An 11983-nucleotide genomic window follows, 5' to 3' on the forward strand; every position below is an offset into this window, starting at 1 on the left:
GCATGCAACGGGTGGACCTTCTGGCACCACGAACAAAACGGGCAGACCAGCCCGATAGACGAACTCCGCACGGGCATCCGTGCAAAACTTGATTTGCTTTCTGCCTGATCCTGACCTCCAATCATATCTCAGGCTCTTGACTAGGCCGCTGGTTTGCCCCGGCGGCCTTTTTGTTTGTGAACTTATCCCCCTGCTTTCACCTGCCCGTATCCTTCTGGTAGCGCGACAGGAGGGTAAATGAGACCACTACTTGAACTTAAGCAGGCAATTCTCGAGGTGCGAGCGGCGATAGCTATCCGGCGTGCCGAGGCCGAGATCAAACGCTTCAACCCGGATCAACCAAGAGCGCCGCGCGGTCGATCGGACGGCGGACAATGGGTTGATGTTGGGGGACGCTCGAAAGTCGCCATGGTAGCCGGCTCACCGAGGACGAGTGCTGGGCGCTCTATGACAAAGACACGTTTCACTGCAAGATGGTGGGACTTCGGAGTTGTCACGCCCAGGCGGCGCTCAGATACAGCGACTGCCTAAACGGTTTCACAATTCGTCCTTTGAGTTATTGAGGTTCCAATGCCATTCGCAACTCGACTACTTGCGGTAGTGGACAAGGGTCACCGCCGCGACGTTCCAGTGCGGCTTTTCCAGCCACAACAGGAGGATCGTGGTTGGATATGCCGATATGAAATCGACTGGCCCGAACGGCCAAGGGCTGGCGCTGGCTTTGGCATTGATGCGGTGCAAGCGCTGACCATTGCCCTGCAAAATATTGGCGTTGAACTCTATGCGAGTGCCTATCACAAAGCGGGCACCCTCGTCTTTGATAGGCCCGGCAATGGATACGGGTTCCCTATTGCCAAAGACGCGCGGCATCTGCTGGTCGGCGATGACGCCAAGTTTGATGGGAATTGAGGCGGACATTGCCAACGGTCTCGGCAAGGCCTCCGCGCGGGTTCAGCTCGCCAGCCGCGTTGTATCCTGTCACGTCTCTGGCTCTATTACTGGCCGCCGGTTTGCCCCGGCGGCCTTTTTGTTTGTTCATCCGCTTAGCCCCGCCGTGCCGCTTCGATTGCCGCGACGTCGATTTTCTTCATGGTCATCATCGCGTCGAAGGCGCGCTTGGCTTCCGCCCCACCAGCGGCCATGGCTTCGGTCAGTGCACGCGGCGTAATCTGCCAGGAGACGCCCCACTTGTCCTTGCACCAGCCGCAGGCGCTCTCCTGGCCGCCATTGCCGACAATGGCGTTCCAGTAGCGGTCGGTTTCCGCCTGATCGTCCGTAGCGATCTGGAACGAGAACGCCTCGCTCTGTTTGAAGTCTGGCCCACCATTGAGGCCAAGACAGGGAATGCCGGCGACGGTGAACTCGACAGTCAACACGTCGCCTTGCTTGCCCGAAGGATTGTCACTTGGCGCAGTCCGGACAGCGTCGACCGAGCTATCTGGAAAGGTCGCAGCGTAGAAGCGCGCGGCGGCCTCCGCGTCCTTGTCGTACCATAGGCAGATTGTGTTCCGGGGGATTGCCATTGCTTGTCCTTTGGCGCCTGCAGCTGGGTTGGCGGTACATGAACGTCAATGCGCTCACGCCGCCGGGAGTTCCGACGCAACGTCTGCGGCGAACCGATTTCACGTCTCGCCAAGCGCCGCCTCAATCCTGCCCGCCAGAACCTCACTCACCGGCACCATTGGCAGCCGCATTTCCGGGCTGTCGATCAGGCCGGCCCGCCACAGCCAGTGCTTGATCGCGCCGGGGCTGGGCTCGGCGAATAGCAGGCGCGGCAGATCGGCGAGGCGCTGCCAGTCAGCCAGTGCGCCGGGCTGGTCACCGGCAAGCAGCTTGTCGCGAATGGCGACGAAGTCGGCGGTGCGAATGTGGGCCGAGGCCAATATGGCGCCGTCCGCACCCTGGGTCAGGGCCGAATGGTAGAACGGGTCCTCTCCGGTCAGCACGGCGAAATCGGCCGGCTTGTGGCGCACGAGGTCGAAGGACTGCGCGGGGTCGGCGCAGCAATCCTTGACGCCGACAATGTTGGGCCGCTCGGCGAGCCGCAGCATGGTCTCGTTGCCGAGATTGACCCCGGTTCGGTAGGGGATGTTGTAGATGATGATGGGCCTGGCCGTATTGTCGGCAAGTGCCGAGAAGTGCGCGAACAGGCCCAGCTGCGACGGCCGCGTGTAATAGGGACAGGCGATGAGGTAGCCATCCACGCCCCAGGCGGTGGTGCGGTCCAGCGCCTTGACGAGCTTGCGCGTGTCGCTGCCGGAGAGCCCCAGATAGATGGGGATATGCCGGCCCGCAGCTTCGAGCACAGCCCGGGTGATCGACACCAGAAGCTCGGTTTCGTCGTCATCCAGCGACATGCCCTCGCCCGTCGTCGCGCCGAGGATGAAGCCATCGAGCGGCTGGGCCGCATAGTGCGCGACGAGCCGGCGCAGGGATGGCTCATCGAGCGCACCGTCGCGGAACGGGGTTATCAGCGGCAGCCAGATGCCCTGCAATGCCGATCGGCTGGTTTCCATAGTCCATCTCCTCTGAGCCGGAGACGGAGCGCGCACAAAAAAGCCCCGTCGAAACCGGCAGGGTCAATCTGATCCGTGTGCTTGCTAATCTCTGCGCGCGACGACCATCAGCCCCTATGCGGGGGCTTTTTTCGAGGTCTTGAACGTAGCGCGGCGGCAGATCATGCAATGAGAGTCGGGCATAGTCGGCGCATTGTCAATGTGGCCTGGCGCACTCCAATCTTGCCGTGGTCTGCACCTTGTGGAGCAATGTCTCTACAAAGCCGCTCCTCTGAGCCTGCGGGTTTCGTCGCGCCGGGCACAGCGCCGGCCGCGGCAGTCGACCGTGCCGATGTCGCCCTCTACCGGGCCAAGCATGGGGGACGGAACCGCGTATGGGCCGATATTGAGGGCACCGACACCTATGCCGTGCGCAATTTGCGTTCCGCCTGATACTGACTGCCGGCTCTAGCCTTGCAGCCGGCCGTTGGCGTCGCGCTCCGCCTGTTGCACCGGCCAGAGGATTTCCGTCTTGATCTTTTCGGGGGGAGTGTCTGGCGGGCTGCAATAGACTTCCCACATGTCCTGCGCCCCGGTCAGTCCGCGCGCCTTCATCGCCTCGGTCATGGCAGTGTAGGTTTTTGCGACCGTATCATATGGCCCCATATGCACCGCCTTCATGTTGCGCCCGGACTGCGTCTCGCCGGTCTGAAGTCCGGCGGCCCTGAGCTTGTCGAGTTCATCGGGGCGCGCCGGGAAGCCGAGCTGGAAGGTCGTCGTCTTCTCGTCATAGGCGGTATAATGGCACATCGGCATGCCGGCCATTCTGGCGCCAGACTGGCCGAAGGCAGCGCCCAACCGGTCGAAACCCTGCCCCATTGCCTGGGCGATCTCAGCCATGGGCGTGGTCATGGTGATATAGGCGAAGGGTTCGGGCTTGAGAGTGACAATGTGAAACGCTGGCATCGGATACTCCTGGTGCTGAAGCCCCAGCATGGCCCCCAAAGCCTACCCAGTAATTGATCCAGGTCACGCAAAACGCAGATAGCTAGTCCAGGCCTGCCGCCGACAGCACCTTTCTGAACAGCGTGGGCAGCGCCTCGCCCTTGAACGCGCGGGGTGCGGCCCACCAGCCTCCATGGAGCCCTTCGGCCGGCACCTGGGCTGACCATATTTCCAGCTCCAGCCGGAAATGGGTGAACACATGCACCACTTGCCCCCGGTGCGCCCAGGCACCCGTCGCCGGATAATCCGTCACCGGCAGCACGGCGGCCCAGTCGGAGCCCGGCACTTCGGTCATGCCGCCCAGCAGGCCCCTTTCGGGCCGACTTTGCAGGTAGACGTCACCATCGGCGTCGAGCATCACATAGGCATGGCCCTTGCGCACGGGGCGCACGGCCTTCTCCGGCTTGACGGGATAGATGGTCGGATCGCCCGCTTTGGTGGCGATACATCCCGGCTGGATGGGACAGAGCATGCAGGCGGCAGCGCGCGGGGCGCAGGTGGTGGCGCCCAGGTCCATCATGGCCTGGGCGAAGTCCCCAGCCCGCTCGGGCACCGAGGCCTGCAGGGCCGCCCGCAACGCGTCCTTGGCTTCGCGCACCGGGACAGGCAGCGCATAATAGCGCGCCAGTACGCGGTCGAGATTGCCATCGAGCACGGCGATCGGTTCGTCAAAGCAGATCGCGGCGATGGCGGCGCTGGTATAGGCGCCTATGCCGGGAAGGGTCTGTAGCCCGGCCGACGTATCGGGAAACACACCGCCATGGTCGCTCACCACGGCTTGGGCGCAGGCATGCAGGTTCCGCGCGCGGGCATAGTAGCCCAGGCCGGCCCATTCCTTGAGCACGCTGTCGAGCGGCGCGGCAGCGAGATCATGGACGGTTGGCCAGAGGCTGGTGAAGCGCAGGAAGTAGGCCTTCACCGCTGCAACCGTGGTCTGCTGCAGCATGACCTCGCTGAGCCAGACGCGATAGGGGTCAGGCTTTATCCCGCGGGCCCGATCAGCCGGGGCAATGCGCCAGGGCAGGTCGCGCGCGTGCCGGTCATACCAGGCGAGCACGGAGGGAGCATCGATGGGGGCGGGGTCCGGAAGATACATGGAAATCGGATACAGCCACGCCGGCCCTGTCCACAAGGGGGCGGACGTTCACCTTGTGGAAGGCGCAGCACAGGCGCGATCTGGCTCCCTCCCCCTTGTGAGGGCGCGGGGACGGGTTTACTCCATCATCCATGTCCAAGGATGAGCTACCCGAACCGAAACGCCGCAATCGGACGATGAGCGTCGCCGATGTGCTGAGCGGCGCGCTCGATCCGGTATTGAAAAAGCGCGGCTTTGCCAGCCGCGATATCATCGCGCATTGGTCGGTGATGGCGCCCAAGCCCTATGATGAGGTGGCCATTCCCGACAAGCTGAGCTGGCCGCGCGGCGAGCGCAGTGCAGAGGGCGCAACGCTGGTGCTGCGCTGCGTACCGGGCCACGCCATGGCCATCGCCCATGAGGGTCCAAAGATCGCCGCGTCAATCAACCGCTATTTCGGCTTCGTGCTGGTGGGGGCCGTGCGCCTGTCGGCGGAGCCGTTCACCCCCGGTTCAGGCCGCAAGGAGCAAAAACCGCTGCAACCGAACCAGAGCGTGATCGCAAAGGTCGGGGCCCAGGTGGCCGATGTGGCAGATGACGATCTGAGGGAAGCGTTGCGGACTCTTGGTCACGCGCTATCCAGCAGATCGGGGCGGGACGAGCCCTAGGATTTGCAACCAGACCGTTCACGGCGGGTTGATGAAGGTGCCCACTTGCCCACACATTTGCCGCGTGTAGTGTCGCGCGCAACAAAAACAGGAGCGTTAGTCGTGAACTTTAACCGCCGTGACACCCTCATCCTGGCTGCGGCCGCGTCGGCCTTGAGCCTTTGCGGGGTCGCCACCGCTAACGCTGCCGAAGGCGACATGGTCGACGTTGCCAAGCTGATGGCGCCCGCTGGCGACCATGTTGACCACGTCCAGGGCAGCGAAACTGCGCCCGTCACCGTCATCGAATATGCTTCGCCCACCTGCCCGCATTGCGCGACCTTCTCCAATGATGTGCTGCCCAGCTTTGTTGAGGCCTATGTCGATACCGGCAAGGTCAAGCTCATCGTGCGGCCCTTCGTGCGCAACGTGCTCGACGCTGCCGTGTTCATGCTGGCCGAGGCCGCCGGCCCGACCAATTACCACAATGTGCTCTCGACCTATTTCAAGACCCAGACCACCTGGGCCAGTTCGCCGACGCCGCGCGATGCGATCCTCGAAATCGCCAAGCAGTTGGGCTTTACCCAGGAAACTTTCGACGCCGCATTGACGAATCAGGCGCTGTTCACCGGGATGGAAGCCTTGCGCGAACAGGCGCTGGATGAATTCGGTCTGGCAGGCACCCCGACATTCTATGTCAATGGCAAGACGCTCACAGGTGACAAGACGCTCGAACAGCTCGCCGCTGAAATCGATCCGCTCGTCCCTGCCGATTTCGTGGCCACCACGGGCGCCGCTGAAGTCCCGGCAACCGACGCCATGGCTCCGGCCGTCGATGCCATGGCGCCCGCCGATCCGGCCGCAACGCCTGCGCAGTAGCGTCCGCAAACACGATCTGCACCTCCCCCTCGACGGGGGAGGTTGGGAGGGGGTGTTGAGAGCCCCAATCTCACCGTGGCCAACCGCCCCCCTCCCCAGCCCTCCCCGCAAGGGGGAGGGTGTCGTCCGGTGGGTGGGAATCCGATGAAATTCTCCCGCCTCAAGCTGCATGGCTTCAAGTCGTTCAGCGACGAGATGACCCTGGTGATGGAACCGGGGCTGACCGGCATTGTCGGGCCCAATGGCTGCGGCAAGTCCAATCTCGTTGAAGCCATGCGCTGGGTGATGGGCGAAAGCTCCTACAAGGCCATGCGCGCCTCGGGCATGGATGATGTGATCTTTTCGGGTTCGGGCAATCGCCCGGCGCGCAATTCCGCCGAAGTCACCCTCGTCCTCGACAATTCCGATCGCACGGCGCCCGCCGCGCTCAACCATGCCGATATTCTCGAAGTCACCCGCCGCATCGAGCGCGAGGCGGGCTCCGTCTATCGCGTCAATGGCAAGGAAGTGCGCGCCCGCGACGTGCAATTGCTGTTTGCCGATGCCTCGACCGGCGCTCATTCGCCCGCCATGGTGCGGCAGGGCCAGATCGGCGAACTGATCGCCGCCAAGCCCACCGCCCGCCGGGCGCTGCTTGAGGAAGCCGCCGGCATTTCCGGGCTGCATTCGCGCCGGCACGAGGCCGAGCTGCGGCTGCGCGCTGCCGAGACCAATCTGGAACGCGTCGACGACATCATCGCCCAGGTCGAGACCCAGCTTGAAACCCTCAAGCGCCAGGCGCGCCTGGCCACCCGCTATCGTTCGCTGTCGGGGGACATCCGCCGTGCCGAGGCGACGCTCTATCATATCCGCTGGGTGGCCGCCCGCTTCGCCGAGAAGGAAACCGAGGCGCAGCAGGCGGTGCTGGTGCGCGAGCTGGCCGATGCCAACCATCTCGAATTGCAGGCGCAGAAAAAGCTCGAAGCTGCCGACGCCGCTTTGCAGCCGCTGCGCGACCGCGAGGCGGTGACCGGCGCCGTCTTGCAGCGCTATACGATCCTGGCCGAACAGTTGGCCGAGGAATCCCGCCGCGCCAGCCAGCGCCGCGCCGAACTGGAAGACCGCATCCGCCAGCTCGCCGCCGACGGCATACGCGAGCGCGAACTGGTGGCTGAGGCGGAGATGACCCTGGCCGCCTATGACGAGGAACAGGAGCGCCTCGCCGCCGAGGGCGAAGCGGCGCAGGCCGATTTCGACCGCGCCCGCGCTGAAGCCGACGCCGCCCGCGCTGCCGTCGCCAGCGCCGAAATCGAAGCGCGCAGCGCTGCCGATACGCTGGCGCAGGTGCGGGCGCGCCGGGCGCAGGCGATCCGCTCCGCGCAGGACGCGGCCACGCGCATCCAACGCCTGACGCAGCAGTCGGCCGAAGTCGAGCAGGAAGCGCAGAGCGTCGCCGCCAGCCTCGATGCCGACGAAACCCTAGCCAGCAAGCGCGCCGCCCTTGCCGCCGCCCAGGCCGCCACCGCCGAAGCCGAGCATCTGGCGCTGCTGGCCGACGAGGCCACCGCCGCCGCGCAAAGCAAGCTCGACGCCGCCCGCCCGCGCCTGGCTGAAATCGAAGCCGCGCTCAACCGGCTCGAAGCCGAGGCCGCGACGCTGGCGAAAATGCTCAATGTCGGCTCGGGCCTGTGGCCGGCCATTGTCGACCAGCTCAAGGTAACGCCCGGTTATGAAACCGCCCTCGGCGCGGCTTTGGGAGATGACCTCGAAGCCAGTTCGGACGCCGGCGCGCCGCTGCACTGGTCGGTGCCGGTCGATCACACGGATGACGCTGCCCTGCCCCAGGCCGCCGAGCCGCTATCGCGCTATGTCACCGGCAGCGCGCTACTCAAGCGCCGTCTCGACCAGATCGGCCTGATCGATGCGGCGGATGGCCCGGGCCTGATGCATGCGCTCAAGCCCGGCCAGCGGCTGGTGACGCTCGATGGCGCGCTGTGGCGCTGGGACGGTTTTATTTCCGCCGCCGATGCGCCGAGCGCCGCGGCCCAGCGCCTGGCGCAGCGCAATCGCCTCACCGATCTGGACGAGGAAATCGCCCGCGCCAAGGGCGAACGCAACGCCCACAAGCGCGATGTGGAGACGCTGACGTCCGCACTCGAAACTGCGCGGCAGCATGAACGCGGGTGCCGCGAGGCCTGGCGCGCGGCCCAGCATGCCATCGGCGCTGCCCAATCAGAAGTCGACAAGGCGCAGCGCGCCATTGGCGATCTGACGACGCGCCAGTCGGCGCTGGAAGAAGCCCGTATCCGCCTCGCCTCCAGCGTTAGCGAAGCCGAAGCCATTCGCGCCGAGGCCGAAGAGGCGCTCGCCGATGCCGGCACCGAGGACGATGCCGCCGAGCGCGCCGAGGCCGGCCAGGCCATTCTCACCACGGCCCGCGAGCGCGCCGATCAGGCCCGGCTCAAGCTCGGCAGTTTCGAAACCGCCGCCCGCATGCGCGAGGGTCGTCTGGCGCAGCTCGAGCGCGACACCCAGAGCTGGCAGCGCCGCCGCGATGGCGCAATGGCGCAGCTATCGACGCTCGACCAGCGCAGCGCCGAAGTCAGCGCGCAGCTTGCCGGTGTCAATGAAACGCCCGATGGTTTCGTGGCGCGGCGCGCCCAGCTCGAAGACCAGATCGAGCAGGCGAAAATCGAGCACCAGGCAGCCGGCGACAGCCTCAACGTGGCGCAGTCCGGCTATCGCGAGGCCGACAAGGCGCTCAAGGCCGCCAGCGAAATTCTCGCCAATGCCCGGATCGAGCTGACCCGCATCGAAGAGCGCGCCAAGGGCTTCATCGCCCAGCGCCAGCAGATCGAGCGGCAGATCGAGGAAGTGCTCGACATTCCGGCGAGCAAGACGCTGGAAGCCTCGGGCATTCGCCCCGAGGAGGCGCTGCCCTCAGAAGCCGCCATTGAGCAGAAAGTGGATCGCCTCAAGGCCGAGCGCGAGCGACTGGGCGGGGTCAATCTCTCGGCCGAAAAGGAAGCCATCGAGGTTCAGGAGAAGCTCGATGTGATGGTCAAGGACAAGAATGATCTGGTGGAGGCCATCGCCAAGCTGCGCACCGGCATCCAGTCGCTCAATCGCGAGGGCCGCGCCCGGCTCAACGAGGCCTTCGTCAAGGTCAACGCGCATTTCCAAGAGCTGTTCACCACCCTCTTCGGTGGCGGCACGGCCGAACTCAGCTTTGTCGAGAGCGACGATCCGCTCGAAGCGGGCCTTGAAATCATCGCCCGCCCGCCGGGCAAGAAGCCGCAGACCATGACGCTGCTCTCCGGTGGCGAACAGGCGCTTACCGCCATGAGCCTGATCTTTGCGGTGTTCCTCACCAATCCGGCGCCGATCTGCGTGCTCGACGAAGTCGACGCCCCGCTCGACGACGCCAATGTCGAGCGCTTCTGCAACTTGCTCGATTCCATGCGGCAGCGCACCAATACGCGCTTCATGGTCATCACCCACAATCCGATCACCATGAGCCGGGTGGATCGCCTGTTCGGCGTCACCATGGCCGAGCGCGGCGTGAGCCAGCTGGTGTCGGTGGACCTGACGACGGCCGAGAGCTTCCGCGAGGCGAGCTAGCCGCCGGTCACATAGCGTTCGGTCTTTTCATCGACCATGGCCGCCCGGTTCTCGCGCCAGCCGCCTGCCCCACCGATGCGGACGGCGGCATAGATCAGGCTTCGCGCGAACCAGCCGACGCCGCGATTTTCCATCGCTTCAGCCATGATCTGGTCGGCCTCGAGCCTCGAATATGGTTGGGGCCGGGTAATGGAGGGCTTGTGCCGCTTCCACTTGCCGGTGCCGCCGGTCGAATAGAGATAGTCGTGCACAATGGCGGCCTTGACCCATGGCCCGTCCGGCGGCACCAGAATCCAGGCCCAGCGCGGCACCGATGCCAGATCCGTCACGAAGCCCGCCGGAACGGTGATGGTGTGCTGCCGATCTCCGGGGCGGTAGGTCAGCGGGTCATGCATGCCCCAAAGGCTCCTGCCCTCCTTGATGGAGGGAGCAACCTTGTTGTCCAGCAGCACCAGCACCAGCTTGCCGCCAAACCTGTCGACTGTCTCAGGACCGGCCATGCCACCCTCCCCGCACGGATAGCGGCATTGAATTACAGGACCGGCACGAGGGCAAGCGGCGGCCGGGTTCGCGGCGCTTCCGCACGCCCGCAGAGGGCAGAATCCCTGCAGGCCCGCCCAGACTTCGCCACGATCGCCTGTGGACAGCATGCCGCACCCCTGCGACAAGCTGATTTCATGTGGTAAAACAATAGCTTACGGCCGAGGTGGTTGTCTTGACACTCTCATACCCCACCACTATGTTGCGCGCGACTTAAAGGGCGTCCCGGAAACTCCGGGAGAAAGCCGGCCGGGGGGAGCGCGCGGATGGCAAAACCGCAAGATACCAAAGGTCAGCCGGACAGCGCCAAAGGGGTGACGCGCGATCTTGCATCACGCATCGCCTCGGCCAAGCGGGAACGCGATATCGAGGACAACAGAGCCTCGAGGGACGCCTCCCCGGAGATGAGCGGTATGGCGCGCGGCATGCGCATCGGTACCGAGTTCATCGCCGCGATCCTGGTGGGGGCCTTCATTGGCTATCTCATCGATCTTGGCCTGGGGACCAGCCCCTGGGGCTTGCTCATCATGTTGTTGGTGGGCTTCGCCGCTGGAATACTCAATGTCACCCGCGTGGTGGCGCAGATGAATGCCGCTTCGCCTCCCCCGCCGGGGTCCGATCTCGGACCCGACGTGGAAGACGAGACAGACAATGATGACGCTTAGAGGGCTCTATCTTGGCCGGTACTGATCCGATCCACCAATTCGTCATCGAAGACATTTTCACGCTGTTCACTCTTGGCGGTGACGGCACCGAGGGTTCGGGCACGACCTTTGCCTTTACCAATTCGTCGCTGTTCATGGTCGCCACGGTAGCGATCGTGTCGCTCTATATGATCCTGTCGACCGGCGCGAAGCGCGTGGTTCCGGGTCGGGCACAGCTGGTGGCCGAACTCATGTACGAGTTCGTGGCCAATATGGTGCGAAGTGCCGCCGGCACGGCGGGGATGAAGTTCTTCCCGCTGGTATTCTGCCTCTTCACCTTTATCCTCGTGGCCAACATGCTCGGTATGGTGCCCTACTTCTTCACCGTCACCAGCCACATCATCGTCACCTTCGCGCTGTCGATGCTGGTCTTCCTGACCGTGGTGATCTACGGCTTCGTCAAGAACGGCCCGAAATTCCTCAAGCTGTTCGTGCCCTCGGGCGTGCCCGGCTATATCCTTCCCATCGTGGCGCCGATCGAGTTCATCTCCTTCATGAGCCGCCCGATTTCGCTCTCCGTGCGTCTGTTCGGCAATATCCTGGCCGGCCACATCACGCTCAAAGTCTTCACCGGCTTCATCGTCACCATGTCCAGCCTGGGTTTCCTCGGCATTCTTGGTTCGGCGCTGCCGCTGATCATGGCCATTGCGCTCACTGGCCTCGAGTTTCTCGTCGGTGCCGTTCAGGCTTACGTCTTCGCCGTCCTGACCTGCATGTATCTCAACGACGCGATCCACCCGTCTCACTAACTACCAGTCACGGCGGGCTGTTCCGCCAGAACCCCCGCTTAAAAAGTCGCTTGAAAGGACTAAAAAATGGAAGCTGAAGCCGCAAAGTTCATCGGTGCCGGTATTGCTTGTTTCGGTATGGCCGGCGCCGCCATTGGCGTGGCCAACATCTTCGGCAACTTCCTGTCGGGCGCCCTGCGCAACCCGTCGGCTGCTCCGAGCCAGTTCTCGAACCTGATCTTCGGCTTCGCCGTGACCGAAGCTCTGGGCATCTTCTCGTTCCTGGTTGCCCTGATCCTGCTGTTCGTCG

Annotated in this window: 13 protein-coding genes; 8 read left to right on the forward strand and 5 right to left on the reverse strand. The window is 64.3% G+C overall.

Going from position 1 to position 11983, the window contains the following annotated elements; translation table 11 throughout:
* The first annotated feature begins 570 nt into the window (after positions 1 to 570).
* The gene (locus V6M52_RS19995; protein WP_442881862.1) at positions 571 to 909 is read left to right on the forward strand and encodes a DUF6968 family protein; all 339 of its coding nucleotides are present in this window, start codon (positions 571 to 573) and stop codon (positions 907 to 909) included.
* 134 nt (positions 910 to 1043) lie between these two features.
* Here the strand turns inward: V6M52_RS19995 and V6M52_RS13070 are convergent, their stop codons facing one another.
* Together V6M52_RS13070 and dapA are read right to left on the reverse strand one after the other, a co-directional pair.
* Positions 1044 to 1517, reverse strand: coding sequence for a VOC family protein (locus V6M52_RS13070; protein WP_332689539.1), 474 nt, complete (start codon positions 1515 to 1517; stop codon positions 1044 to 1046).
* Positions 1518 to 1622: 105 nt separating this feature from the next.
* Entirely contained in the window at positions 1623 to 2516 is an 894-nt protein-coding gene (gene dapA, locus V6M52_RS13075; protein WP_332701339.1) for a 4-hydroxy-tetrahydrodipicolinate synthase, read from the reverse strand.
* 249 nt (positions 2517 to 2765) lie between these two features.
* Here dapA and V6M52_RS13080 point away from each other — a divergent pair, with 249 nt between their 5' ends.
* Entirely contained in the window at positions 2766 to 2948 is a 183-nt protein-coding gene (locus V6M52_RS13080; RefSeq protein ID WP_332701340.1) for a hypothetical protein, read from the forward strand.
* Between the two features lie 15 nt (positions 2949 to 2963).
* On the opposite strand, the gene V6M52_RS13085 is transcribed toward V6M52_RS13080, so the two are convergent.
* Together V6M52_RS13085 and V6M52_RS13090 are read right to left on the reverse strand one after the other, a co-directional pair.
* Entirely contained in the window at positions 2964 to 3461 is a 498-nt protein-coding gene (locus V6M52_RS13085; RefSeq protein ID WP_332694040.1) for a GyrI-like domain-containing protein, read from the reverse strand.
* Between the two features lie 82 nt (positions 3462 to 3543).
* A complete protein-coding gene (locus tag V6M52_RS13090) occupies positions 3544 to 4596 on the reverse strand; it encodes an A/G-specific adenine glycosylase (protein WP_332701341.1) in 1053 nt (350 codons plus the stop codon).
* 176 nt (positions 4597 to 4772) lie between these two features.
* Between V6M52_RS13090 and V6M52_RS13095 the strand changes: the two genes are divergently transcribed.
* From V6M52_RS13095 to smc, 3 genes are all read left to right on the forward strand, one after another.
* Complete coding sequence (locus tag V6M52_RS13095; RefSeq protein ID WP_332694034.1) at positions 4773 to 5243, forward strand: DUF721 domain-containing protein; 471 nt, start codon at positions 4773 to 4775, stop codon at positions 5241 to 5243.
* Between the two features lie 102 nt (positions 5244 to 5345).
* Positions 5346 to 6101: a thioredoxin domain-containing protein gene (locus V6M52_RS13100; protein WP_332701342.1), complete on the forward strand. Its 756-nt coding sequence runs from the start codon at positions 5346 to 5348 to the stop codon at positions 6099 to 6101.
* Between the two features lie 144 nt (positions 6102 to 6245).
* Entirely contained in the window at positions 6246 to 9701 is a 3456-nt protein-coding gene (smc, locus tag V6M52_RS13105; RefSeq protein WP_332701343.1) for a chromosome segregation protein SMC, read from the forward strand.
* Here smc and V6M52_RS13110 read toward each other — a convergent pair.
* Positions 9698 to 10201, reverse strand: coding sequence for a DUF1353 domain-containing protein (locus V6M52_RS13110; RefSeq protein ID WP_332701344.1), 504 nt, complete (start codon positions 10199 to 10201; stop codon positions 9698 to 9700). The two genes, smc and V6M52_RS13110, sit on opposite strands and share 4 nt — an antisense overlap.
* 306 nt (positions 10202 to 10507) lie before the next feature.
* On the opposite strand from V6M52_RS13110, the gene V6M52_RS13115 reads away from it, so the two are divergent.
* The 3 genes from V6M52_RS13115 to V6M52_RS13125 all read left to right on the forward strand — a co-directional run.
* Positions 10508 to 10906 (forward strand): AtpZ/AtpI family protein, encoded by a 399-nt coding sequence (locus V6M52_RS13115; protein ID WP_332701345.1) that lies wholly within the window; start codon positions 10508 to 10510, stop codon positions 10904 to 10906.
* A gap of 11 nt (positions 10907 to 10917) precedes the next feature.
* Positions 10918 to 11694: a F0F1 ATP synthase subunit A gene (locus V6M52_RS13120; protein ID WP_332701346.1), complete on the forward strand. Its 777-nt coding sequence runs from the start codon at positions 10918 to 10920 to the stop codon at positions 11692 to 11694.
* A 66-nt stretch (positions 11695 to 11760) separates the two neighbouring features.
* Positions 11761 to 11983 (forward strand): F0F1 ATP synthase subunit C (locus tag V6M52_RS13125; protein ID WP_332701347.1); only part of this gene is annotated, 223 nt, incomplete at its 3' end.

Origin of the sequence: Devosia sp., assembly GCF_036676215.1 — a bacterium.
Taxonomy (GTDB): Bacteria; Pseudomonadota; Alphaproteobacteria; order Rhizobiales; family Devosiaceae; genus Devosia.